Origin of the sequence: Buchananella hordeovulneris (genome assembly GCF_001907235.1) — a bacterium.
GTDB classification, from domain to species: domain Bacteria; phylum Actinomycetota; class Actinomycetes; order Actinomycetales; family Actinomycetaceae; genus Buchananella; species Buchananella hordeovulneris.
The window spans coordinates 92,211-117,505 of the sequence record NZ_MQVS01000001.1 but is presented as its reverse complement, the minus strand read 5'-3'; the positions used below and the strand labels follow the sequence as shown (position 1 = coordinate 117,505).

The 25,295-nt window shown below is 63.6% G+C and carries 18 protein-coding genes; 10 read left to right on the top strand and 8 right to left on the bottom strand.

Translation table 11 applies throughout. The features are described from left to right. Positions 1-728: 728 nt before the first annotated feature. Positions 729-2,066, bottom strand: coding sequence for a C40 family peptidase (locus BSZ40_RS00480; RefSeq protein WP_143180831.1), 1,338 nt, complete (start codon positions 2,064-2,066; stop codon positions 729-731). A 363-nt stretch (positions 2,067-2,429) separates the two neighbouring features. Here BSZ40_RS00480 and BSZ40_RS00475 point away from each other — a divergent pair, with 363 nt between their 5' ends. The 6 genes from BSZ40_RS00475 to BSZ40_RS00450 all read left to right on the top strand — a co-directional run bounded on the left by BSZ40_RS00475 (position 2,430) and on the right by BSZ40_RS00450 (position 8,629). Beyond that, positions 2,430-3,785: an O-acetylhomoserine aminocarboxypropyltransferase/cysteine synthase family protein gene (locus BSZ40_RS00475; RefSeq protein ID WP_073822176.1), complete on the top strand. Its 1,356-nt coding sequence runs from the start codon at positions 2,430-2,432 to the stop codon at positions 3,783-3,785. Next, the gene (gene metX / locus BSZ40_RS00470; protein WP_073822174.1) at positions 3,785-5,011 is read left to right on the top strand and encodes a homoserine O-acetyltransferase MetX; all 1,227 of its coding nucleotides are present in this window, start codon (positions 3,785-3,787) and stop codon (positions 5,009-5,011) included. The genes BSZ40_RS00475 and metX overlap by 1 nt, the downstream gene beginning before the upstream one ends. Positions 5,012-5,173: 162 nt before the next feature. Further along, positions 5,174-5,500: a hypothetical protein gene (locus BSZ40_RS00465; protein WP_143180830.1), complete on the top strand. Its 327-nt coding sequence runs from the start codon at positions 5,174-5,176 to the stop codon at positions 5,498-5,500. Beyond that, positions 5,500-7,155, top strand: coding sequence for an alpha/beta hydrolase (locus BSZ40_RS00460; protein ID WP_073822170.1), 1,656 nt, complete (start codon positions 5,500-5,502; stop codon positions 7,153-7,155). Before BSZ40_RS00465 ends, BSZ40_RS00460 begins: the two co-directional genes overlap by 1 nt. A 42-nt stretch (positions 7,156-7,197) precedes the next feature. Continuing rightward, positions 7,198-7,812 (top strand): DUF4853 domain-containing protein, encoded by a 615-nt coding sequence (locus BSZ40_RS00455; protein WP_084542502.1) that lies wholly within the window; start codon positions 7,198-7,200, stop codon positions 7,810-7,812. 211 nt (positions 7,813-8,023) lie between these two features. Continuing rightward, complete coding sequence (locus BSZ40_RS00450) at positions 8,024-8,629, top strand: hypothetical protein (protein WP_073822166.1); 606 nt, start codon at positions 8,024-8,026, stop codon at positions 8,627-8,629. 20 nt (positions 8,630-8,649) lie between these two features. Here the strand turns inward: BSZ40_RS00450 and BSZ40_RS00445 are convergent, their stop codons facing one another. From BSZ40_RS00445 to ppdK, 4 genes are all read right to left on the bottom strand, one after another. Next, a complete protein-coding gene (locus BSZ40_RS00445) occupies positions 8,650-9,849 on the bottom strand; it encodes a hypothetical protein (protein ID WP_143180829.1) in 1,200 nt (399 codons plus the stop codon). A gap of 57 nt (positions 9,850-9,906) precedes the next feature. Then, positions 9,907-12,339 carry a hypothetical protein gene (locus BSZ40_RS00440; RefSeq protein WP_073822162.1) on the bottom strand — a complete coding sequence of 811 codons (2,433 nt, stop codon included), beginning with the start codon at positions 12,337-12,339 and terminating at the stop codon, positions 9,907-9,909. Between the two features lie 81 nt (positions 12,340-12,420). Next, positions 12,421-15,360, bottom strand: a complete 2,940-nt coding sequence (locus BSZ40_RS00435; RefSeq protein ID WP_073822160.1) for an FAD-binding and (Fe-S)-binding domain-containing protein — start codon at positions 15,358-15,360, stop codon at positions 12,421-12,423. Positions 15,361-15,492: 132 nt separating this feature from the next. Continuing rightward, positions 15,493-18,198 carry a pyruvate, phosphate dikinase gene (gene ppdK / locus BSZ40_RS00430; protein WP_073822158.1) on the bottom strand — a complete coding sequence of 902 codons (2,706 nt, stop codon included), beginning with the start codon at positions 18,196-18,198 and terminating at the stop codon, positions 15,493-15,495. Positions 18,199-18,579: 381 nt separating this feature from the next. On the opposite strand from ppdK, the gene BSZ40_RS11425 reads away from it, so the two are divergent. From BSZ40_RS11425 to BSZ40_RS00420, 4 genes are all read left to right on the top strand, one after another. After that, complete coding sequence (locus BSZ40_RS11425; protein ID WP_124852718.1) at positions 18,580-20,022, top strand: hypothetical protein; 1,443 nt, start codon at positions 18,580-18,582, stop codon at positions 20,020-20,022. A gap of 409 nt (positions 20,023-20,431) precedes the next feature. After that, the gene (locus BSZ40_RS00425; protein ID WP_245793739.1) at positions 20,432-20,995 is read left to right on the top strand and encodes a helix-turn-helix domain-containing protein; all 564 of its coding nucleotides are present in this window, start codon (positions 20,432-20,434) and stop codon (positions 20,993-20,995) included. A gap of 1 nt (position 20,996) precedes the next feature. Next, positions 20,997-21,257 carry an IS30 family transposase gene (locus tag BSZ40_RS12145; protein WP_245793737.1) on the top strand — a complete coding sequence of 87 codons (261 nt, stop codon included), beginning with the start codon at positions 20,997-20,999 and terminating at the stop codon, positions 21,255-21,257. A gap of 61 nt (positions 21,258-21,318) precedes the next feature. Beyond that, positions 21,319-22,722: a hypothetical protein gene (locus BSZ40_RS00420; RefSeq protein ID WP_073822157.1), complete on the top strand. Its 1,404-nt coding sequence runs from the start codon at positions 21,319-21,321 to the stop codon at positions 22,720-22,722. A gap of 262 nt (positions 22,723-22,984) precedes the next feature. Here BSZ40_RS00420 and BSZ40_RS00415 read toward each other — a convergent pair whose 3' ends face one another. The 3 genes from BSZ40_RS00415 to BSZ40_RS00410 form a co-directional block, all read right to left on the bottom strand. Next, positions 22,985-23,425, bottom strand: a complete 441-nt coding sequence (locus BSZ40_RS00415; RefSeq protein ID WP_143180828.1) for a hypothetical protein — start codon at positions 23,423-23,425, stop codon at positions 22,985-22,987. Positions 23,426-23,760: 335 nt separating this feature from the next. Beyond that, positions 23,761-24,510 (bottom strand): hypothetical protein, encoded by a 750-nt coding sequence (locus BSZ40_RS11420; protein ID WP_143180827.1) that lies wholly within the window; start codon positions 24,508-24,510, stop codon positions 23,761-23,763. 18 nt (positions 24,511-24,528) lie between these two features. Continuing rightward, complete coding sequence (locus tag BSZ40_RS00410; protein ID WP_073822153.1) at positions 24,529-24,987, bottom strand: hypothetical protein; 459 nt, start codon at positions 24,985-24,987, stop codon at positions 24,529-24,531. Positions 24,988-25,295 lie beyond the last annotated feature (308 nt).

The following is a 25,295-nucleotide window of genomic DNA, read 5'->3' as shown; positions in this document are numbered from 1 at the left end:
GGCGTCGGGAGGCCGACGCCCCACCCTTTTGCTCGGCCCAGCCCCTCTCCGCCTCCCGTCCTGTCCGCCCTTAGCTCGCCGCCATGCCCTAGCCCACCACCAGGGCCCTAGCCCGCCATCATGTCCTTAGCTCACCGCCATGCCCCTAGCCCCACCACCAGGGGCTTAGCTCACCACCAGGGCCCTAGCCCACCCCCATGCCCTAGCCCACCGCTATGCCCTAGCCCACCACCATGTCCTTAGCTCACCACCATGTCCTTATTTCGGTGTTTTAGGGACATGATGGTGCCTTAAGGACATGGTGGTGACTTAAGGGCATGATGGTGCCTTAAGGACATCACGGTCGCGCAAGGACCTGAGAGCCCGAAGGTCACGCAAAGACGTGAGGGGTGGCCCACCATTGGGCGGTGACTCTCCAAGAATGGTGAATATTTAGGCACCGCCGCCAGTAAGCCAGGTACAGCACTGTCCCTGTCGATTCAGGACACCTGCCACGACCCGGCATCGCCGCCTAGTCTTGCCTGCGCCCACCTGGTGATTCCTAACCGCCCTCACTTCGCCTACCCCACAACCAGGCGAATCCCTCGGGCCGCGCACCAAACATGCCCTCAAGGCATGGTCAACCAGACTTTCGCTTACTCTCCCAAGGGAAAGGCCCCCACACCCTCCTGTCGCTAACACCAAGTTGCGGGGTGGAGCGTATGCCCCACCCCGCAACTGTGGTCGCTTTAAGGGCGGCCGCCGTAGGGCATGATGCCGCCGGAGTAGTACAGCGGCACCTCCGATACCGTGGTGCCGGGCACGGGGGCGTGCACGATCATGCCGCTTCCGGCGTAGATCGCCACGTGATAGATGTCGGCCGGGGCGCCGGACGACGACCAGAACACGAGGTCGCCCGGCTGCAGTGCCTCCAGCGGCACGCGGGCAGTTTCTCGGTATTGAGCGCGCGAGGAGTGGGACAGCCACCGACCCTGCGAACCCCACGCGGCCTGCACTAGACCCGAGCAGTCGTAGCCGGAGCGGTCAGAGCCACCCCACACGTAGGGCACCCCGATTTGGGCCCGCGCGAAGGCCAACGCGCCGTGTCCGCCCCCCGAGGGGGCAGGGGCTTCTTCCTCCTCCACCTCGGGCTCCGGGGCCGGAGCCGGGGCAGGCGCCGGAGCCGGGGCAGGCGCCGGAGCCGGAGCCGACTCTTCCTCCGGTTCTTCCTCTCCCGCGGGGGCGGGCGCCGGGGCTGGCTCTGCTGGTGCGGGCGGCGCGGGGGCCGGGGCCTGCTGCTGGCGGGCCTCCTCTTCACGGCGCGCCTGGGCGGCCGCTTCGAAGTCGGCTCGCGCCTGGGCCTCGGCCTGCTCGCGGCGCCGTCGTTCGTTTTCCTCTTCCCGCTTACGCTCCAGCTCGAGCGTGGTGCCCCGGCGCTTGGCTAACTCGCCCAGCAGCTCCTCTCGCTGGCTCTCCATCGCCGCCAGCTCGCTGCGCAAAGTCGTAGCGTTAGCGCGGGAGGCCTCGGCGCGGGCGGCGACCTCCGCCTCGGCGGAGGCCACCCGCTGGGCAGACTCCTCCGCCCGCCGCTCCAACGTGCCAGCCGCCTCCTGCAGGGCCTGGTAGCTCTGCACCTCCTGCTCGGCGCGCGTGCCCAACCGGTCCAACGCCGCCGACCGCTGCGCCACCCCGCTCAGGCCTTCTTCCGCCAGGTAGGGCTCCAGCACGTGCAAACTGGACGAACCGTCTCGGTAGGCCTCGGTGGCTACCCGCGCCAGCTTGCCACGCGCGGCCTGCTCCTCGTCTCGGGCCGCGCGGGCCCGCGTGGACGCCTCCTCAGCGTCCTGTTTGGCCTGCGCTAGGTCGTCGCGTGCGCGGGCGTGCTCCTCGTCGACGATTTGGGCCTGCCGCATCGCCTCATCCGTGCGGGTCGACAGGTCTACCAGTTCCAGCTCAATGGCCGCCACGTCTGCAGCCGCACTGCGTTCTTTGCGCCGGGCGTCGTCGACCTCGTCGTCGCTGGGCGCGGCCACCGCCAACGGCACCACCAGGGCCGCGACGGCCACCATGCCGCACACGCTCGCCATTATCCGTTTTGTCCAACCGCTGCTTCGGTCACTCCGCGAAATAGCCAAAAGAACCTCGTTCAGCCGAAATATGTACCGCAGGGACTAAACCCTGAACCTTCACTTCAACCTCACACTAGCGGCTACGGCTCGGGGCCTGCGCGGCTCAACCTGTCTGCTACTTCACAGCCGCGCCCGCCCTCCACCAGTCCGCTATGTGAACAACCGCACACCCGCAGGCTAACTGTGCGTTAACCTGCTGCTGTGTTTCGCCGAATGCCCCACTGACGCGCGCCGCCGCTGCCGCCGCGCTCTTTAGCGTCGCCAGCCCCGCCGCTCGTCACTGTTTTCCGCAAAACCGCACCGGAAAATTGGGAGCAATTCATGCCGCACGCCGCGAACAATCCTGTCACCCCCAGCGCACAAAACTGGGGTTTTTCCACCCGACAGATTCATGCTGGGCAGACCCCCGGGCCGCACGGGGAGGCCGCCTTACCGATTTATCAGACGACATCATTCGTCTTCGATTCTGCCACGCAAGCCGCCGACCGTTTCGCCCTGCACGACTTCGGCCCGATCTACACCCGGCTTGGCAACCCCACCCACAGCGTCGTTGAGGAGCGGCTAGCAAATCTGGAAGGCGGCGTCGGGGCGCTGCTGACAGCCTCCGGGCAGGCGGCCGAAACTTTGACGTTGCTGAACCTGGCCCGGGCGGGCAAGAACATCGTCTCCTCCCCCTCGGTCTACGGTGGCACCCGCAACCTCCTGCAAAACGTACTACCGCAATACGGAATCACGACGCACTGGGTGACGGACCCGCAAAATCCGGCGGCCTGGCGGGCGGCAGCGGACGAACAGACCGTGGCCTTCTATGGCGAGTCCATCCCGAACCCGCGCGGCGACATTCTCGACGTGGAGGCAGTGGCCGCGGCCGCCCACGCCGTCGGGGTGCCCCTGGTGGTGGATAACACCGTGGCCACGCCCTACCTGCTGCGCCCCATCGAATACGGGGCGGATATCGTGGTACATTCGGCCACCAAATATTTGGCGGGGCACGGCACCACGATTGCCGGGGCAATCATCGACGCCGGCCGCTTCGATTACGCGCGTCAACCGGAAAGGTTTCCGGGTTTTACCGAACCGGATCCGAGTTACCACGGCCTGGTATACAGCCGCGATTTCGGAGTCGATAGCCCCACGGGAGTGAACCTGGCGTTCATTTTGCGGGCGCGCGCGCAATTACAGCGCGATCTCGGTTTTGCGTTGTCGCCGTTCAACGCGTTCCTCCTAGCGCAAGGAATCGAGACGTTGTCGCTGCGGATGGAGCGGCACGTTTCCAACACCTGGCAGGTGGCCACCTTCTTGGCTGCCCATCCGCAGGTCGAGTCGGTGGCGTGGGCGTCTTTACCAACCAGCCCGTACCACGACCTAGCCGCGCGCTACTTTCCCGGCGGGGCGGGAGCACTGTTCTCGTTCACCTTGCGCGGCGGGCTGGCCGCCGGCAGGGCCTTACTGGACAACGTCACCCTGTTCAAACACCTGGTCAACATCGGGGACGTGCGTTCGCTCATTTCGCACCCAGCCTCCACCACCCATTCCCAGTTGACACCCGCCCAGCTGGCGGCCGCCGGGATCACGTCGGGCACCGTCCGCTTGTCCATTGGCCTGGAAGACGCCGCGGACCTGATCGCTGACCTCACCCAGGCGTTGGCGGCCTGTGCTTCTGAGGCGGTGCGGTGATGACGGCGCACCGCCGGGCAACCTACCCGCTCGCGCAGCTGCGGGCCAGTGGCGGTTGGCTGCCGGGCGACCCAGTGGGCAACCGCCAGTTTGCCTCCCTGGGGCCCCTGGAGACGGAGAGTGGTGAATATTTGCCGGAAGTGTGTTTGGCGTTTGAGACCTTCGGGCATTTGAATGCGGCGGCCTCCAACGCGGTGCTCATCCTGCACGCCCTGACCGCCGATTCCCACGTGACCGGACGGGTTGATCCCGCCCATCCGGGCGGGCCGTGGTGGCCGCACGTGGTGGGGCCTGGCCAGGCGATCGACACGGACCGGTACTTCGTGGTGGCAGCCAACGTGCTAGGTGGCTGCCAAGGCTCGACGGGGCCGTCGTCGGCGGCTCCCGACGGGCGCCCGTGGGGTTCCCGCTTTCCGCACCTGACCCCCCGGGACCAGGTGGCGGCCGAAATGCGTTTGGCCACCCACCTGGGCATCCCCCGCTTCCACCTGGTGGTGGGGGCTTCCATGGGTGGCCACCGGGCTTTGGAGTGGGCGCTGCTGGCACCGCAGCGAGTGGCAAACCTGGCCGTGCTCGCCTCGGGTGCCCGCACCACCGCGGACCAGATCGCCTGGGCCCACCCGCAGCTGGCGGCCATCGAACTAGATCCGGCATTCGCGGGCGGCGACTATTACGACGCTCCCGCGGGGCAGGGGCCGCACACCGGCTTGGGGTTGGCGCGGGCGATTGCGCACACGACCTACCGGGCGGCCCCCGAGCTAAACGCCCGGTTCGGGCGGCTGCCACAAAACGCGGAGGAGCCGCTGCGAGGCGGTCGGTTCGCGGTCCAGTCTTATCTGGAACACCATGCCCGCAAGCTGGCCCACCGTTTCGATGCCGGGTCGTATCGGACGCTGACGCGGGCATTCCTGGCCCACGACGTCGGCCGCCTGCGGGGCGGTCCCGCGCACGCGCTGCGGCAAGTCCAGGCCCGCACCCTGGTGGTGGGCATTGATTCCGATCGCTTGTTCCCGGTGAGCGAGTCGGAGCTGATCGCCTCCCACGTGCCGGATAGTCGCCTGGCGGTGCTGTCCACCCCGCACGGGCACGACGGCTTCCTGGTAGAAAACGCCGCAATCAGCGCCCTGCTACGCGATTTTTTGGCGCCCGCTCCGCCCCGAGCGCAGGGGTGGAGGGGGACGTTTGACTCTCTCCCTCCTGCGGCCGAGCAGCTGCCCAGCTGCTAGTTCGGCGCACCCAGATGAGTTGCCTGTTGGAGCTAGTCACGCCCCGGGAGCCTTGCGCCTTTTAGGGGCATATTAGGGGCGGAAGGGTGGGGCGGCAGCCTTGGTGGTAGTGGTTAGGGTGATTGTTGGATCGTTCCTTTGTGCTTGGGGAGAGTGAGTGGTGTGACTGATCTGCTCATAGTTGCAGGCGACTACGAACAAGTAGAAGCATCATTGGGGAAGGCTATGGGGTCATTGGGAAAGATGAAGGCCGGTGGGTTGGCTGGCCAGGTGGTGGGGGCGCTGCCCTCCTCGGCGGGGGGCGAGGCCTTTGCCGGGGCAGAGAAGAAGATGAAGCAGGAGCGTGATGATCTAGCCACCGTCACGGAGCAAACACAAGACGGGGTAAACAACGCTGTTACGACGTTTGGGCAGGTAGAAGAGGAAATAGCCCAGATGATCCAAAATGGCCTGAATATGCTGACTGGAGCCATTACGGGGGTGGAGTGATGGTTTCGTGGGGGAAATTGCGCCTGTGGAATCGCGATGCACTGGAAGAGGTGGTCGACGAGTTAATTGAGTCCCGCCAGGCGGTGCTTGATGCCAGTGATCTGTTCGAGGGGGAGGGCAAACGCCTGCAATCGGAGGGGTTGACGGCGGATGCGCTGCGGGGGCGGCTGCGGACGCTGACTAGGCAGGGCTACGAGCTGGTGGAAAAAATCGGCGAGGTGATGCTGGCGACCTCGGAGATGTCCGACGCAGTGTGGGACCTGCAACAGGAAGTGCTTTACTGCGAGCAGTTCGCCCAGCTCAACGAACTGCATATCGATGATGCCGGAACGGTGACTATCACTGCCAATATCGCGGGGATGGCGCTTGATCGGACCGCAGCGCGCAGAGGTATTGAGTTACAGACCGCACAAAAGGCCTTGGTCGAGCAGATAGCAACAGTGTTGCAGCGGGCGGATGAGGCCGACCAGAACTACCAGAGGCGGTTGAATGCGGTAGCGCAAGGCACCTACCAGGTCACCGAGACCGGCAAGAGCAATTCGCAGGGCTTGCCCGACCTGCCGGGCGAAGACTGGGGACCGACACAGGTGGCGGCCTGGTGGTCGGCTTTGAGCCAGGCCGAGAAGGACAAACTGATAGCTGAGCACCCGGAGCTCATCGGGAACCTGGATGGTATCGATATGGCCTCGCGGTCAAAGGCCAACAAGCAACGCCTACCCGATGAATTGGCCGCGGAGAAGGCCAAGCTGGCAGAGATTGAGGCCAAGATTGAGGCAGCAAGGCACTCCCCTAGCACTTCCCGCCCCAATGTAGAGCTTCAGAGGCTGACAGCCGAGCGGGATATTGCTCGCCAACGGGTCAAGGATTTGCAGTACCTCAACGATCACGTGCTGGGCGATGCTGACCGTTCGCTCGTCACCCTGGATACCTCCAGCGACCGGGTCAAGGCCGCTGTTGCCCTGGGGGATGTGGACAACGCCTCCCACGTGGCGGTCTTCACCCCGGGCATCGGGTCGAAGGTCGCAGGCATGGAGGGCTATCTAGATGACATGGGCAACCTGCGCAATGAAGCTATGCAGGCTGGCGGGCTCCCTGAAGAAGAGGTGGCGACGGTGATGTGGATGGGGTATCAGGCCCCGGGCGGGTTCGAGGAGCCATCAGCGGTGTCGGAGTACACCAGCACTAAGCTGGCCGACCGGGGCGCCGAGGAGCTAAGTGGCTATCTGGAGGGGATTCAGGCCTCGCGGGAGGCCAGCGGCGCAGGTGATCCGCATCTGACGGCCCTGGGGCACTCCTACGGCTCGACCACCACTGGCATGGCCGCGGCCCGGGTGCGCCCCGGGGTGATCGACGATGTCATTCTCTTCGGTTCGCCCGGTTCTGGGGTGCAGAGCGTGGAGGAATACAACGTGCCCGAGGGCCATGCCTGGGTCAGCGGGGTGGATAGCGGGGATGCTGTGCAGGGCATCGGCACCGACTGGAATTTCGGGCGCAACCCCATGGGCATGGACGGCTTTACCCAGTTGTCCGATGACGCCCCCGACCCCCGCAGTGGCCTGGGCAGCTTGAACCCCTTCGGCAGACACTCCGTTTATTTCGACGAAGATTCTGGAACCCTGGAGGATTTCGGACGGGTAGTGGCTGGCGTGAAATAGTACGCAGCTCGCACGTGCTGCCAGGAAAGACGAAGGAATCCCATGCATCGGAAACTTGCTTTATTCATTCTTACCGCCACACTAGCCTTAGGAGGATGCGGCGTGAACACCCCGGGCAACAACGAGACACAATATGGAGATGGCGCACTGCCGGTGGAAGAACGCCAATCCTTGGCAGAGTTCATCTCCGAAGTCGAGCCCGGCATTGTTCAGTTCATGCAGGAACTAGATAGCGCGGGCACAAAGCTATGGCTGCCGAAGAGCAACGAATCCTCCCTAGAATCATGTGGATATCCCGTTTATGGCTACAAGCTGCGCGGCCCAACATTGTTCGGACAAGCCATCCCAGAGGCAGATATTGCACAGCTGCGCGAACATCACATCAAACCTCTTGGCTTTGTGCACACATACCGCAGAGAAGATGAATACGGCCTAATTTATAAGTGGTTTAACCCCCGCGATGGCGGCTTTGTGAACGTCAACTTGCTTCCTGACGGCAGACTGGTCACCAGCTACGTGTCCGGCTGCCGCCCCTACCGCGGCGCAGGCAAACCGGAGCACGTGCGCACCGCTTGGGAACAGGAGCTGATTGCCCGCCAGCCGACTACGCAACAACCCTCTGATTCCCCGAGCGCGACAGAGACAGCAGGCAGGTAGGCAACAAGATCGGCGGTTATCTAGCCGCGACACCGGGGGACCCACAGTACGGCTCCGCCCCACGACAAGGTTCCCGGAGCAGTCCAACGTAGCTCGCGGCATTGCGTTGCCTAGCTTGCTCGGGCCGGACGGCACCCCCGGGTGATCGCCCGGGGTGTGCTCCCCCGCTCATTGCTCACTTTCTGGTTAGGGTGACGGGAGAGGAGGCTGGATGCGGCAGAGCAAATCGATAGCAACCCGCGTGGCGGCGGCAGTTCCCCGCGATTGGGCGGTGGCAGCGGAGCTGGCCGCTGCTGGTCTGCGCACTGATTGCCCAGTCGGCAGCGAAGAGCTAACACCCACTCGCCTCATCCAAGACAGTTACTCACGGCTGGGCCCGCGCTTGATCTATCAGCAAGAGGTGCTCACCATCCCGTACCGGCACTACGACATAGCAGCGGGCGGCGCGCCCGGCCCGGCGCAGACGGTGCGGGCGGCGTGGCTGACCCGCTCCCTTGACGGCTTCGTGCGGCAACGTGCGCTACGCTTGATGCTGTGGGAGCCGCACGGTTGGCACGCCCCGTACGTCCTGCAGCTGTGCGGCGAATACGTCCCGCAAATCATCGACGACGTGTTGGTCTTCGCTACGGGCCAGTTGCGCAAGCTACCGGACTTGGCGGCCGCCTGGCACCAGTTCGCTGCGGACAACCCGGCCTTCGTTTCGTTGTGTTTTGCGCGGGCTGCCAGCTATTGGGCTGAGTACCGCGCGGCCCGCATCGACTGGCGCAACTGCCCGGCCCGCCGCGCCTTGATCCTGCTGACCGGCCGCCGCCCCTAGCCACCCCACTGGCTTTGCTGCTAACGCGGTGAGTTCCTATTGCCGACCCGACGCCTGCCAGCGGTGGCACCGGCAGCCCGCAAGACACTTCTACGCTCCCTGGCTATCACCCGCGGGCGCTGAGGAGTGCACTCAGCGAGCGCCCCCTGCAGCATGCCCTGGTGTTGCACTAGCCTCCGCACCGCCAGGATCTCGACCAGCCGCCGCCTGCCTTCCCAGCTGACCTGGTGACCGCACATCTTACCGACCAAGAACTTGGCGCCCCAGGCCGCGGCCACGAGAGCCAACGGCCCCCACACCCACGCCCAGCAACCAAAGTCTCTCTGCACCACCACTATCAAACTAAGCACCACCGATGCCGCCATCGCCCCGCCGACAACCGCCCACAGCACTCTCTCATTAACCGAGACCTTATCCTTTTTCGCAAAATCAGCCTGGGATATCAATAGCCAGTGCCCGACTACCGCCCCCACCCAGGCTGCCAGCAAAGTAAACATCTCCAGGCGAATCTCCGGAGCCATTTTCCAGCGCCCGTGCGGCCCAGTGGCGAAGACCGCGACCACAAGAAACAGGCCCCAGACTACTGCTACCCACCTCCTGCGCGTCCGCACGACCCGCGAATCTTCCTCCGCCTCCTCAACTTCCCGCCGCAGTGAAACGGAGAATTTGCCACTCCGCTTTTTTACTGTCCTGAGGCGTCTTTTCAGTTGCCGAACCCTCTCCTCCCTTGTCTCAAACAAGTTGCTCTCTGGTAGCCGCATTACCACAAAGAAAACCAATAGACCCAGCCCCAGCTCAAGCAACCACGAGGTAACTTTTGCCCCTGCCACTACACCAGGAAAGGAAGGGAGCCACAGCGCCACCAGCACGCACTGCCCGCATAGCAGCGCGGCGCTCCCCTGACTCTGCCCCCAGTTGCGCGAGCTCTCCCCCTCTCGCTGCCCCAGCCCGCTTTTAAAGAGCGAGAAAGCCGTAGTTATAACAAGGGAGAAAGTAGTATATGAAGATAAATCAAGCCGCAACACATTGGGTCTGCTCAACAATTCAACCGCCACGGCGGCACGAAACGCAGTCGCGGCCTGCATTTCCGCACTCATAATGTCACCAGACACGCCATGTTTGACCAGGTAGGTGATGGTAAAACCCAAGTGAAGCATGAGCCCCAACATGCCGAGTAGCAATAGCCCGAACCCGTAAACCTCATAGAGGCTATCGCTCATGGTCAAGAAGTGGCGGATCAACGGTCGGCCGCGCTTGCCCGCCTGCCTGGCCACGCCTTACCGCCGATTACGGCGGGCGGTGGCAGAACGGGCCTGAATCTCCCGGCCTGCCTCCCCCAAGGACGGACCGCGAGTGGAACCGATGCGCCAGGCATCCCACGGGTCCCGTCCGGCCCCCACCTCTGGGGCGGCCAGTCGCGGTGTGGGCAGGACGGTGCCGTCAATTACGCGAATGCCGGTTTCCACCAACCAGCCCTCTGGTTCACCGGGCAGGGGGGCATTGGGCACCACCCAGAACAGGGGCGTGCCTTCCCCAGCGGCCCGGGAGATGGCCGCCAGCAAAGAGGCCTCAGCCTGCTCTTCTCCTGATAGCTGTTGCGTGGGCACGGCCGATTCGACCACTACCCCGCCGCGCGCCCGGCGCCCGTGGGCCGCCTCCAAAATGGAGCGCCGCTGCGGGGCCGCTCCGGTGGCCACCCGCGGTATCGATCCGGTATCTATGGGAGCAGGCAGGTCTACCGGCGGGGTGGCGGGACGCGGCACCGGTGGCCAGGCAGGCGCCGCACCGACGGGCGGCACGAGGGCGGCGGGCCGCGAGTTCACGGTGACGGGGGGCGCCTCAGGCGCTGGCTGCCGCTCGCGCCGCCGCTCGACCGGCACCGTCGTCGGCGGCGCCAACCGCTCAGTCACCACCTCGACCGCGGCCTCCTCCACTCGGGGCACGGTCTCGTCCCCCGGGTAGGTGGCGTGCCCCTGTCTAGGTTCTGTGGCGTGGCGCACGGGCACGGCAGCTGCTACCGCGACCGCCCCAGGCTCGGCCTCCACTGCCACGGCATCGGCTGCCGCCTTTACCGGGGGCTGCGGCGCGGGCGCGAGGGCGACTGGTTCTCCCGTCGGGGCTGCAGGGGCGAGCAGCACTTCCGTAGGCGCATCGGTCGCCAGTTCCCCAGGCTCCGGGGTGGCGACAGGGGGCGCCGCGGCAGCGGCAGGGTTTTCTGCCGCCCTTGGCCGGGGTGAGACCAGCTCCTGGCGGCGGCGCCGGGTGGCGGAGCGCTGCCGCTGCGAGCCGGACGGCGTCGCGCCCTTTGTTGCGGCGGCGTCCGAGACCGCGGGGGTGGGCTCGTCCAGAATCGTCGGTGCTTGCTCGCGGAGTCGACGACGGCTCGGCAGGGGCGGGAGTTCCACCTCCCCGTGCTCCCGGCGGCGGGCTGCAACTACCTGCCGCAGGCGCGTGAAGGTATCTGATTGGCCCAGCTGGGGGGCGTCGTCGCTGGCGCGTTGCCGTCGGCGCCGTTCTATCTGCGGCTCAGCCCCAACCTCAGCGGCGGGCCCGTTTGCCGCGGTCGGCTCGTGCGTCTCCGCCTTCCCGGGCTGCTTCTGTCCCGTTGCCTGCGGCTGGTCTGCCCGCGCGGCGGTGTCTGACTGGCGTTTTTCGACGGCCGAGTGGCGGGCTGTCCGGCGGCCAGCGCGCCGCGACCGGGCCGCTGCCCGCACTGGCCCCAGCTGGAGCTCGGCGGTGGCGGGATCGCCAGCAGGTGGAACGTCGGCGTGCGCGGCCTGTGCCTCGGCGCTCGCCTGCGCGTTAGCGATTGCCGCCTCGACCTCGGGGATTCCCATGGCGGGGGTGCGCGTGTCGTCCGCGAGCGGAGCTTGCGGGGCGGGGCGGGGCCGACGCTGCCGACCCGAGCGGGCCGGAGTTGGCTCCTTGGTGCCAGCTTCCGGGCGGCGCGTGCCCTCTTCTGCTTCGCTGATACCGGCGGCCTGCTCAACGGCGGCAGCACCAGGCGAGTCCTCCTCGTCCGGGCCGGGCAGGGCGGCGGCCGGTTCATCTGACTCCTCAACCGGAGCGCCGAGCAGCGGCGGCTCGCCTGCCACCGGCTGCCCGCTTCCTGGCAGCTCGGGCGTGTGGGCGGCCAGCAAGGAGCGTCCGAGCCCAAAAAGTGGATCGAGGCTCACTATCTCCACGAACTGGCGGCCGGTGCTGAGCGCCCGCACCTCCAGGAGTCGCACCTCGACCCCGGAGGCGGTCAGGAAGTCCAATCCGGGGCGGACGGCTTCCTCCACCGCGCCAGCGATGATGGTCAACCGTGGCCCCTGGTCGATGGTGGGGGGCAGGGAGCTGCGGAAAGCGGCCCACTGCGTGCGGAAGGCGGTCGGTCCCTCTGCATAGACGGCGGCGAGGTCGTTCCACCCGAGGGTGGCCACCTCAGCGGCACGCGCCAGGGCGGCGGCCAAGGAGCGGGAGTTCAGGCAGGCCACCACCTCTAGGCTGACTGCCTGCCCCGCCCCGTCCAAGGCGATCACCCACGGCGTCTTGGCAGCGGCATCGGAGGCATCAATGTCGTGCAGCACCGGGAAGAGGGGGCGGGTGAGGATCTGGTCGAGGTTGTCGCGAACCGACAGCAAGAGCTCTTCCGGCAGTTCGCCGTCCACCGCTCGCCCGAACTGCGCAGGACTGAGCTGCCCACTGTCGAATTCGAACAAAGACATGACACTTCCTGCTTTTCGCGGGACCGCTGGCGTCTTGATTATGGCACGGGGCCGCGGGCGAACTGGGAACCGGTCCCAGAGTCATGTTGTGGCTGTCGCCTCGCCCGCCAAAAGTTGCGCGAGATGGAGCCCGGAACGGGCAGCCAGCTGCTCCGCCTGCGTACGGCACGAGAAGCCGTCAGCCAGGTAGATGGCGTCGGGAGCGGCCGCCAGGGCGGGCAGCAGCGAGTTATTTGCCACCGCCACCGACACGTCGTAGTGCCCTTGCTCCATGCCGTAGTTGCCAGCCAAGCCACAACAGCCCTGCAACTGGGTTACCTGCGCCCCCGCGCGAGCCAGCAAGGCGGCATCGGCCTGCCACCCCATCACCGAGTGATGGTGGCAGTGCGGTTGGGCCACCACCTGCACCCCCGTCAGGTCGGGCGGTTGCCACTGCGGACCGGGCCCGAGGGGGGCGGGGGCGGTGAGCAGTTCGGCCAGCGTGTAGGTGCCGTCAGCCACCAGCTGGGCCCGCGGGTCGGTCGGCAGGAGGTCCGGCAGGTCATCGCGCAATACGGCGGTGCAGCTGGGTTCCACCCCGACGATGGGGATGCCGTTCTTCGCGAAGGGCGCCAACACACTGAGCAGGTGGGTGAGCTTCTTCCGGGCACCGGTCAGCTGCCCGGTGGTGATCCAGGTCAGGCCGCAGCAGGCCTCCGTCTCGGGCAGCAACACGGTGTAGCCGGCGTCGCGCAGCACCCGATACAGGGCCCGGGCGGCAGCGGTGGAGAGGTAGTGGCTAAAGGAGTCGGCCCACAACACCACGTACCGTTTCTTCTCCCCCGTCCCAGCTGGGGTGTCGTCGTTTCCCGCGCTAGGTAGTCCGCGCGGCAACCGAGCCCGCTTGGCCCACCGCGCCAGCGACTCGCGGGCCACCGATGGCATCAGGCGCCGCCGGTCCACTCCCACCAGCCGGAAGCCCAGGCGCCGCACCGGCCCCAGGGCCATCGCGAAGTTGACTAGCTGGGCGGCCCCCGGCACGCGGGCGACCAGCGCCAACCAGCGCGGCAGCCACCCCAGCACGTAGTGGACACGCGGCCGCAGCTTGCCCTGATAACTGCGGTGCAGCACCTCGGAGCGCAGGCGCGCCACATCCATGCCGGTCGGACAGTCCGCCGAGCAAGCCTTGCAGGCCAGGCACAAGTCGAGGGATTCCCGCAGCTCGGGGGCCGCGAGCCCACCCACCAGCTGCCCGGTTGTCGCTTCCTGCAGCACCCGAGCCCGGCCGCGGGTCACATCCTTTTCGTCCCGGGTCGCCTGGTAGCTCGGACACATGAACCCGCCGACGGTGCGGGTGCTGGCCCGGCATTTGCCGACCCCGGTGCACCGATGCACGGCCTTGGTGATGTCGCCGTCGTCGTGCCGAAACGCGAAACCGGCACCCCTGCCCGCCAGCGCGACCACCGGGCGGGCGGCCTGCAGCCGCAGGGAAGCATCCACCGGGTCAGGATCCACCAGCACCCCCGGGTTGAGACAGCCAGCTGGATCGAAGAGGTGCTTAACCCCGCGGAAAAGCGCCAGTTCAGTGGGGCTATACATGAGGGGCAGCAGCTCGGAACGGGCCCGCCCATCGCCGTGCTCCCCGGACAGCGACCCGCCGTGCTGGGCCACCAGCTGGGCGGCCTCGGTCAGAAAGTCCCGCATGCGTTGCCGCCCATCGCTGCGCCCCAGCGGCAGATCGAGGCGCACGTGCAGGCAGCCGTCGCCAAAGTGCCCGTACAGCAACCCGTCGACGCCGCACCGCCGCAACAGGGCCGTGAAGTCACGCAGGTAGGCGCCGAGATGCGCGGGCGGCACCGCGGCGTCTTCCCACCCGGGCCAGGCCGGATCCCCGGCGGGGGTGCGCCCCCCGAGCCCGGCCCCGTCGGCGCGAATACGCCACAGGGCGGTGGCCTGGCTACCGGGCGGGTAGACCCGTGCCTCGATGGCACCCGCGTCGCGCACGAGCGCTTCCGCTCGGGCCATAGCGGCCGCCAGGGCCGCTTTCGGCTCCGCGTCGGCGGCATCAGCGGCCGCCACTTCCACCATCAGCCACCCTTGCCCGGCAGGTAGGGCCGGGACCGCCCCCGCCCCCTTGTGGCGCCGCACCACCTCCACCAGCCGCGCGTCCAGTCCTTCCACGGCCAGCGGCCGGTGCGCCAGCAGGGCCGGCACGGCGTCGGCGGCCGCAATCATGTCCTGGTAACCCAGCACGACCAGAACCGGCGCGGCCGCCTGCGGCACTAGGCGCAAACGCGCGGCCGTCCAGGTGGCAAGCGTGCCCTCCGAGCCGGTGAGGAAACGGGCCAAGTGGGAGCCGTTTTCGGGCAGCAAATGCTCCAGGCTGTAGCCCGACACTTGGCGCCCGAAAAGCCCAAAACCGGTACGAATGGGGGCGAGGTGGGCGTCGACGAGCTCGGTGAGCCCCGGCACCTGCGCCAGGTTTTCGCGCCCGGCGGCGGCGTGGAGGCGGCGACCGTCCCCAGTGATGGCCTCCAGGCTCAGCACGTTGTCGGCGGTGCGCCCGTACGCCACAGCGTGCGGGCCGCAGGCGTTGTTGCCGATCATGCCGCCGAGGGTGGCCCGGGTCCACGTCGAAGGATCCGGGCCGAAACGTAGCCCGTGGACGGCAGCGGCCTGCTGCAGGTCAGCCATCACACAGCCCGGCTCGACCACCGCCTCCCGCGCCTGCGCATCCACGCTCACCACCCGGTGCATATGCCGGGAGAAGTCGAGCACCAAGCCGGGGCCGATAGCGTTACCCGCGCACGACGTGCCCGCTCCCCGGTTCGTCACCGGCACCTCATGGTGGCGCGCTAAGGCAGTGGCGGCCTCCACGTCGTCGGCATCGCGCGGAAAGGCGACCAGCTGGGGCACCACCCGATAGTTGGACGCGTCGGTCGCATACTCCGCTCGGCGCCGGGCAGTGACGTCTACTTCGCCCCCCAGTTCTCGGCGCAGCGCCTCGGCTAGCGCCCGGGCGCGCTCGCTGCTGTCCGTCATGCCCCCAGCCTAGGCGTCCCGCGGCCACCGCACGCTCCTCGTCCGCCCCCTGGTTGGTATCCCGCGCTCCGCAGGCACAGCAGCAGGGTGGGGCGAGCACCCAAGGCTCACCCCACCCTGTACAGCGCACCGTCAGGCGGTGGCGTCCCCCACCGGGGTGACGGCGGCCCGTCCAGCCTCCAGCCGCGCCACCGGGACCCGGAACGGGGAGCAGGACACGTAGTTCAGACCGGCCCGGTGGAAGAAGTCCACCGATTCCGGATCCCCGCCGTGTTCACCACACACGCCCATCTTCATGTCGGGTTTGGTGCTCCGCCCTCGCTCGACTCCCAGGCGCACTAGTTGCCCCACCCCCAAGGCGTCGATGGTCTCGAACGGGCTCACGCCCAGCACCCCAGCTTCAACGTACTGCGGGAAGAAGGCCGACTCGACGTCGTCGCGGGAGAAGCCCCACGTCGTCTGGGTCAGATCGTTGGTGCCGAAGGAGAAGAAGTCTGCCTCTTCGGCAATCCGTTCAGCGGTCAGGGCCGCCCGCGGCAGTTCGATCATGCATCCGATCGGGATGTGGAGACTGACCCCGGCAGCGGCCGCCTCCTCGGCGATGATGGCCTCCGCTTCGGCCCGCACGAGTTGCAGCTCCCGCACCGAACCGATGAGCGGCACCATGATTTCCGGCTTCGGGTCCCCACCGGCCGCGAGCCGGGCAACGGTCGCTCGCACCAGGGCCCGGATCTGCAGCCCAAACAGGCCAGGCAAGGTCAGGCCGAGCCGCACCCCCCGCGTACCGAGCATCGGGTTGGCTTCGTGCATGCGGGTGACTGCGGCGAGCATCTTTTCGTCGGCGGGGTCGACCTTGCCACGTTCCCGGGCCACCGCAACTTTCACACTCAATTCGGTTAGGTCGGGCAGGAACTCGTGCAGCGGCGGGTCGATGAGCCGCACGGTCATCGGCAGGCCGTCCATGACTTCGAGCATTTCGGCGAAGTCTGCTTCCTGCAGCGGCAGTAGTGCCGCCAGTTTCTCTGGCCGCTCGTCTTCTTCCGCGAGGATGACAGCCTCCACCAGGGGTCGGCGCTCACCGAGGAACATGTGTTCGGTGCGGCACAGGCCGATACCGGCTGCGCCCCGTTGCCGAGCCCGCCGGGAATCTTCGGGGGTGTCGGCATTGGCGCGCACCTGCAGTTTGCGCACCTTGTCGGCGTGCGAGAGCAGGCGGTCGACGGAGATGACCAAGTCCCGGGTGTCGTGGTCGGGGGCGGCAGCCAGGCCCGCCTCCAGGCCGGAAGAGATGTAGGTCATTACCGGGGAGTCGACGACGGGCACCTCGCCGAGGAACACTTCTCCGGTGGTGCCGTCTATCGCGATTATGTCTCCGGCGGCGAGCTGCGTGTCGCCGAAGGTGACGGTGCCGGCGGCGGGGTCCACGTGCATTGCTTCTGCGCCCACCACACAGCACTTACCCATGCCGCGGGCGACGACAGCCGCGTGGGAGGTCTTGCCGCCGCGCGCCGTGAGCACCCCGGCGGCGGCCACCATGCCGGGCAGATCGTCCGGGTTGGTTTCGCGGCGCACGAGGATGCAGCTGTCGCCTGCGGCGGCGTAGGCTTCGGCGGCAGCATTGTCGAGCGCGATCTTGCCGACGGCGGCCCCCGGGGAGGCGGGCATGGCGCGGGTGAGTTGCTGGGCCTGGGCCTGTGGATCGAACTGGGGGAAGAGCAGGTTGGTGAGCTGTTCCCCGGAGACCCGGCCGAGGGCCTCGTCCATGGTGATCAGGTGTTCGTCAACCAGTTGGGTGGCCACCCGGAAGGCGGCCGCCGCGGTCCGTTTGCCAACCCGAGTCTGCAGCAGCCACAGTTTGCCGCGTTCGATAGTGAACTCGATGTCGCACAGGTCCCGGTAGTGGGTTTCCAGGCGCCGCATGATGTGGCGCAGTTCCTTGTATGAGGCTGGGTCGAGCTCCTCTAGGTCGGCCAGCGACAGGGTGTTACGGATGCCGGCGACGACGTCTTCCCCCTGGGCGTTGACGAGGTAGTCGCCGTACACCCCCGGAGTGCCGGTGGAGGGGTCGCGCGTGAAACAGACACCGGTGCCGGAGGTGTCCCCCATATTGCCGAACACCATGGTGCAGACGTTGACGGCCGTGCCCAGGTCGTGGGGAATGCGTTCCCGTCGCCGGTAGATGCGAGCCCGCTCAGTGTTCCACGACCGGAACACGGCCTCGATGGCGGCATCGAGCTGGGCGCGCGGGTTTTGCGGGAACTCTTCGCCTGTTTCCTCGGTGACGATGTTCTTGAACGTGGCCACGAGGTCCTGTAGGTCCTCAGCCGTCAGGTCGACATCCCCCTTGGCGCCGACTTCCGCCTTCTTGGCCTCCAGAGCGTCGGCGAACCGGTCTCCGTCGATGTCAAGCACGGTCTTGCCGAACATTTGAATGAGGCGTCGGTAGGAGTCCCACGCAAAACGCGGGTTGCCGGAGACCTGAGCCAGGCCCGCAACGGAGGCGTCGTTCAAACCAATGTTGAGCACCGTTTCCATCATGCCCGGCATCGAGAACTTGGCCCCGGACCGCACGGACACCAGCAGCGGATCGTCTGCCGCACCGAGTTGGCGCCCCAGCTGCTCTTCCACTTCCCGCAGGGCAGTAGTCACCTCGACCCGCACCTGGGGTGGCACCTCACCGGTGGCGAGGTAAGACCGGCAGGCATCGGTGGTGATGGTGAAGCCGGGCGGCACGGGGATGCCCAACCGGGCCATTTCGGCCAGGTTCGCCCCCTTCCCCCCGAGCAGATCCTTCAGATCCTTGTTGCCTTCATGGAAGCGGTATACGAATCCAGCCACTGCGAAACTCCCTTGTCTCAAGTCCCAGGCGCGTACGCGCCACCTGCCAGCATAGTGGGACGAAGGTCACAATGGGCGGATTGGGGGCGGCGTCTTTGCGGCGGCGGGGTGAACGATGTGTAACCGGCCTGCTCGGACACAGTGACGACGCCTCCGTCTCGCCTCTGCGGCCAATCGCTGGAGTCGATACACGTGCAGCTGTAACGGTTGTCGCCGTGCGCCTCGCCTCCCTCCGGCGGCGAGGCGCAACCGGGCCGGATTCACCTGACCGGCACGAGCCGGTGCCAACGCTCCTAACCGCACAAGGCCCTGCCTGAACCGGTGCATCGGTGGTAGATTGCGGCCAGCGCGAGACCAACAACGAGGTGGGAGGTACACACTGTGACCAGCGAGCTGCCCGGTATGGGGGCGTTAAAGCGCGCGGCGATTGACGCATACATGAGGGACGATGGATTCACAGTCTTCAACGACCAATACTGCGCGATAAAATATCAAGACAACTCACGCTTAACAATTTACGTATCACGCCCCGGGACGTCAGGCACCGGAGGCGGACATGCAACTGGAACTATTGAATACCCCGACCCATTAGGAATTTCTTACAAAAGGGAATATTTCGACCATGGCCACGCATACAGCCCTGGCTTCGCCTCAGTTCGCGACACCATAGAACAAGCATTTGAGCCCTGGCTATCCCTACCCAGCCCAACACAAATACTTACTGAGGAAAATAAATATTACCTATTTCTAGCATCTGTTTCCCTGGATCCAATTATCGGAAACGCCAAGCTGGTAACTGACGGCGATGGAAAACATCACTTGGAGAGCACCAGCTCCTACGCGGCTGGCCAAATTAGGAACGAGCTAGCCCAACTTAATCTAAGCATCACCGGCCTGCGAGGCCAGGGCATCACCTCTTTCAGCAACGGTTACCTTACCCGCCTCGAAGGATCACTATCCTCCATCGCAGCAGTGGCAAAAGCCCTGGGATCAACAATAGGCATAGAGAGAGGGTTAGCAGAAACGGCCCGCTACAATATAAATACGATTATAGCTGAGGCCACTAAATCATTCCAAGAGATCGCAGACGGCCGTAATAGCACCCCACAATTCATCCACGACCTAATAATGGCCGCCATACCCTTCGCGGGCACGTTTCTCCCCTCCGGCAAAGCTAAAGACAGAGTAGTACAAGTATCTAGCTTTGCCGCAAAAAAATTCACGAAGACCGGAGGGAAGCCAGCTAACTGCCATAGCTATTCCGATGTCATCTCCGAGCTTTCCAATGGCCTAGCCGACCTCAATGCCCAATATCGAGACCTGGAAAAACAACTATCGGAATACTATCAAAGCCTTTTACACAACATGGAAGTTCAGTATTCCAACTTCGACACTCAACCAGACCCTTCCCCGCTCACCTTACCCGAGAACAGTGACCTAGTGGTAAATCAGTACGCCATGACCGAACTAGATATTTCACTGCAAACAATACATCAAGAGATCCTGCAAGGCATCTCCCTTGCCGGTGACATTAGCGTTGGGACCTCTTGGATAAGAGATACCCGCATTGGCCTACGCGGGAACGGGCCAAGCCATGAGTTCAACCAAGTTCTAGACTACCTTGTCACCGCTTTACAGGACCTGGCAGAAGACACAGATATCAGCAGAAAGGGTCTGGCAACCTGGTACAAAGCACTGAAGGAATCAGACGACAAAATTAAGGCCGAAATAGAAGCTATAATTCGCGAAATGGAAGAACTGAACAGCCCTTTAGGTATAAAAAAAGCCAAGCCAGACCTACCCCCAAACATTAGACTTGACTAAGGAGCTCCACGTGAACCAACAACGCAAAATCATCCGAAGGCTCATAGTCATTTTTGCCATCTTACTGGTGTCAATCCTCGGCTTCAGAACGATTGACCCTCGAATAAATAACCTTGTTTGTCAGCCTGTGCTAGAACTCGGCAGTACTCCTCACATGCATGACCACTTTAGAGCTACAACACCGGAAGACAGGAACTCGAACACACAAAGATATCGCAACTATTCCCCAGGTGACGATGCCCACTACTGTCACGCCGCACGCCAGCGCCGCATGGCGACACTATTTCTGATAGCGGGTATATCTTGCACCGCGTTTATAGTACTAAGTATTCCACGCGCCCACAACAAAAAAGAAGGCATGGTGTCATAGTGTGTAAGCAACGCTTTGGTGGGAGGTGTTGTGTGCAGGATGTTGACGTTTGAGGATCGGGTTGAGATTGGGGCTGGTTTGCAGGCGGGTCTGGGTGTACGTGAGATCGCCAGGCGGATCGGCCGGGATCTGTCGGTGGTCTGCCGGGAGATTAAGCGTAATGGGATTGAGGCAGGCGGGTACCGGATCGTTGCTGCCAACACGCGGGCTAGGAAGCGGCGTTGTCGTCTCAAGGCGCGTAAAGTCGCAGCCAATCCAGTGCTGGAAGCACGAGCGCGCCAAGATCTGGCCCGTTCTTGCTCGCCGCGTCAGATCGCAGGCAGGTTGCGTGCGGAAGCAGGAGACCGCACGCTACAGGCCCTGCCTGGTTCTCGCGACGTGCAAGGGTTGACCGTGTCACACGATGCTATCTACCAGAACCTCTACGCCCTGCCCAAGGGCGAACTAACCAAGCACGGCATCATGCTCAGATCCAAACGTAGTAGCCGAAAACCCCGCCAAAACGGGCATAAAACCGGGGCGCGGATCGTGGGCATGGTCTCCATCGACGACCGTAGCCAGGGGGTTGATGACCGGCTCTATCACTTGGGACCAGGGCAGTGAGATGGCTGAACACGCCAAACTCACCGCAGCTACCAACATGCCTGTCTACTTCGCTCACCCCAGATCCCCCTGGGAACGAGGCCTAAACGAGAACACCAACGGACTGGTACGCGAATACCTCCCCAAGGGCACCACCATCACCACCCACCAGCCCTACCTAACCGCCATCGCCGACGAAATCAACAACCGCCCCCGCGCCGCCCTGGGCTACCGCACACCACGGGAAGCCTTCAACCGACTAATCGTTGAATCCACCACCTGACACCACCAGGGGCTACATGATGAGAGAAATACCCGGAATTGGCACCCTTCGAAGTGCCGCGATGGACGCCTTCATGGTGGAGAATGGATTCACAATTTGGCGAAATTCCTATTACACCACCCGCTATAAGAACGGGGCTCTTTGGACTATCTATGTCTCGCGCCCAGACGACGAAGGACTAGGCGGCGGATACACTACGGGCTACTATGAGGATGTTGACCCCCTGGGGATCCAGCGTCGCCTCACGCACTTCAATCACGGTTTCGCTTACCGCGCCACATTGACAACAGTGAGAGAAGAGATCGACCAACTGTTCGAACCGTGGACCACACTGCCAGACCCGGAGCAGATCGCCTCGGCAGAGCAGAGGTACTACCACTTCATCGGCGCTATTTCTCTGCATGGCTTCGGCGGTGGAATTACCATGCTTAAGGGTTACGACGGAACCCTTAAGTCAATCATGCGTAGTCCAACTGTCACCGGCGAGATTCGCAGCGAGCTCACTCAAATCACTAATAATCTATCCACACTGAACGGTCACGGAATATCATCTTTTAAAAACGGATTCCTTCGGCAATTCAAGCCAGTTTTATTGTCGCTATTAGAGGCGGCTTTGCAACTCGGGTCAACCATTGGCATAGAATGGGGTTTATCCGCCCTAACCTTTAACCACATCCTTGCCCTACTCGATGAAGCTCAGAAGACGTTCATAGCTGCTTCCCAAGGCAGCCAACGAGAGTTAGATATGGAGTTCGAGCTTTTGCACGATGCTGTGACCTTTGCGGGCCCGTTCCCCCTAGAGGCATTAGAACAGCTCCACCAGCCTACCCCTCTGGCTTTTTCGATTCCGAAACCCAGTTCACCAGATGCTGACCCCCCGCTGTATGGCAGTTATTCAGCAATATTGGCAGCCCTGCGAAGAAATCTGGAGGAACTAAACAAACAGTATCGAGATGCTGAGCAACAACTAGCGGAGAGGTACACCAGCGTGGCACGAGATTTGGCCACCGATGCCACTCGCTATGCCGTTAGCTTGCACGCCGTCACTCTTGCCCCCAGGGGTGAAGCCGAGGTGCAACTAGACGAGTACCGGATGAAGGAGGTAACAGACTCACTTCAGGTGATACGTGACGAGTTGTTCAGAGGCAGCGCGCTAGCGAACGAGACTGGCTTCGGCACGGCGTTGGTCCGCGATGCGCGCCTCGGGCTGGGTGGAAACGGACCCAGCTCACAGTTTCATCAGGCACTTTGGGTCCTGCTAGATAGGTTGAAGGCACTGGCTGACGACACAGAGATCAGTCGGCACAATCTTCAGTTGTGGCATGCCGCTCTGCAGGACGCTGACGCTGACGCTGTTGCCGATTTGGAAGCCTTGGCTCGCGAACTGGAAGCCCTCGTCGTCAGCCCACCCACAGGCACGTCAAGCACTCTTCCACCCTTACCGCCTCACCTCAGGATGGACTGAGATAAGGAACAGACTTGCCGAACAGTACGCAACGTAAGGTCTGATAACTGATCGCAACCACGATTGCGGTGCCTAGGTACCTGCCTCACAAGATGCAGACAGAAACCTTCTCCCGCGAGATTTTTGTTAAGGACTTTCTGGAACAACCAGAGCCTCTCCGCTCGGCTCGATAGGACGGGAGCATTGACAGATTTTCTGTCAGCAAGGGGGAACGTATCCTGGCTCAGCGTTTCTCTCTTTACAGATTCTTCCTCACGGAAGGCTAGTGCTTCTGGAGAGAGTCCGCTGCCTGCTTCATTAGGGCCTCCGCCTCTTCGCGGGTGGAGGCAGTGAAGCTGAACGCCCACACCGAGCCACCAATTTCGGTAAACACGGAAAGAGTGGTGCCGTCAAAATCCGGATCATTGGAATCACGAGACAATAAAAGCTTGAACTGCGTGGTAATCGCGGGCCCTCCAGCAAACTCGTTAAGATCATCGCGAATCTGCGGCTCGTTAGTCAATGAACCGAGCAACGCTTGCTCTATCTCCTCGCGCGACGGCACCCTCGGCTGATCCAGCCGCGGAGTAACATAAATAACTGCGTCTGCGTCACTAGAAGACCGAAGGACAACTGGACTTTCGGGAGTCACGGCCGTGGGATCGAGAGAGAACCCCTCGGGCACATCTATGGTGTACGTGCCGTCAGCACTAACCAGCCACACCTTGCCATCCTTATCCACTGCCGTCCCGGCAGGCCCTAGAGGTTCCATAGTGGGGCTGGGGGTAGGCGTAGGAGCGGCAGCAGACGAAGAGGCAACGGGGGCAGACGGAGGGCTGGCAACACTCGGGGTAGCAGACTCGCTGCCCGGTGGCACAGGGCTCGCGGATGGAACGGGCTGGCTGGCACACGCTCCAAGGCCAACGAGCAGCCCAATCAGCAGAACCAAGCTACTGGTTTCACGTGCCTGCATGAAATTTCCCCATTCTATAATTCCTCCACGCCCACCCTATTCCCGATATGCGACCACTTGGGGGCGTGTATTATTTCGCTTGAAACTTACTGCTTCTTAAGTGTTGCCGCAATTTGAACCATCTGACTTTCGGCTTCTTCGCGAGTATTGCCATTGAAGTCGAATACCCAACGCGTGTCTCCAATATCGGTGAAGACTGAAAGAAGTGTGCCATCGTAGTTAGGATCGGGTTCACCAGAGGGGTCCAGCTGCTTAAATTCTGTGACAACTGCCGGGCGATCCGCAAATTTCGTGAGATCATCGCGAATTCGCCACTCAAGTGTCAACTGACTCGCGAGCGCACTTTCAATCTTTTCGCGCGTGGGCATTTTTTGAAGATCCAGCCGCGGAGCAAACTGGACGTTCAAGCCAGCCACAACACTAGATTGCAAGATAGTTTCTGGTCTGTCTCTCTTTTCAAGAGTAATAGGGGAATACCCCTCGGGCACGTCAATGGTATAACTACCGTCTTTGCAAACTAACCAAACTTTGCCATCCTTGGCGATGGCGGTTCCCTCGGGGCCGAGGGCCTCCTGCGTCGGTGTGGGCGTTGGGGTGAGAGAGGCTGTGGCAGCGGCACTGGAGGTAGCCGACGGCGTGCTGCTCGGGGCAATGGGAACGACGGTCGAATGAGGCTGGCTAGCACATGCCCCAAGTGCAGTCAAGGCCGCTAGATAGAAAACCGGCCTGCCAATCATAGACAGCTGAATACCGGTTCGTCCCGCAGGCGACGCACCGAACTGTCTTGTCCCAGGTTTCCCAATCAACCGAAACTCCCGCAGCAATTCATATTTCATTTAACAACCCGCGAAAATCTAGTGCTTCTGGAGAGAGTCCGCTGTCTGCTTCATCAGAGCCTCCGCCTCTTCGCGGGTGGAGGCAGTGAAGCTGAACGCCCACACCGAGCCACCAATTTCGGTAAACACGGAAAGAATGGTGCCGTCAAAGTCGGGCTCACCACTATGAATAGACGACAAAAGCTTGAACTGCGTGACAATCGCGGGCCCTCCAGCAAACTCGTTAAGATCATCACGAATCTGCGGTTCGTTAGTCAATGAACCGAGCAACGCTTGCTCTATCTCCTCGCGCGACGGCACCCTCGGCTGATCCAACCGCGGGGTAACATAAATAACTGAGCTGCCGTCAATAGAGGACCGAAAGACAACCGGACTTTCTGTAGATGTAGCCACACTGTCAGAGTAGAACCCTTCAGGCATATCGATGGTGTAGGTACCGTCAGCACTTACCAGCCACGCCTTGCCGTCCTTGTCCACCGCCGTCCCCGCCGGACCGAGAGCCTCCTCCGTAGGTGTGGGAGTGGATGTAGGGGTCGGCGCAGACGAGGCAGAAATACTGACCGTAGGCCTGGCACTAGCAGCACCTGTGCTGGCAGATTCGGAACCCGTTGTCGCGGCACCGGGCTCGGCATCCGTACAAGCGCCAAGCCCCGTGAGTAGAGCCAAGAGCAGAACCGGGGCAACCAACCTGTGTGTGCGCATGATTCCTCCTGTGGGTAGCGATCGGCATGTCGCGCATGTGACGCATGTGACGCGCAACATGATGCCACAGGCCCCTCGTCCGC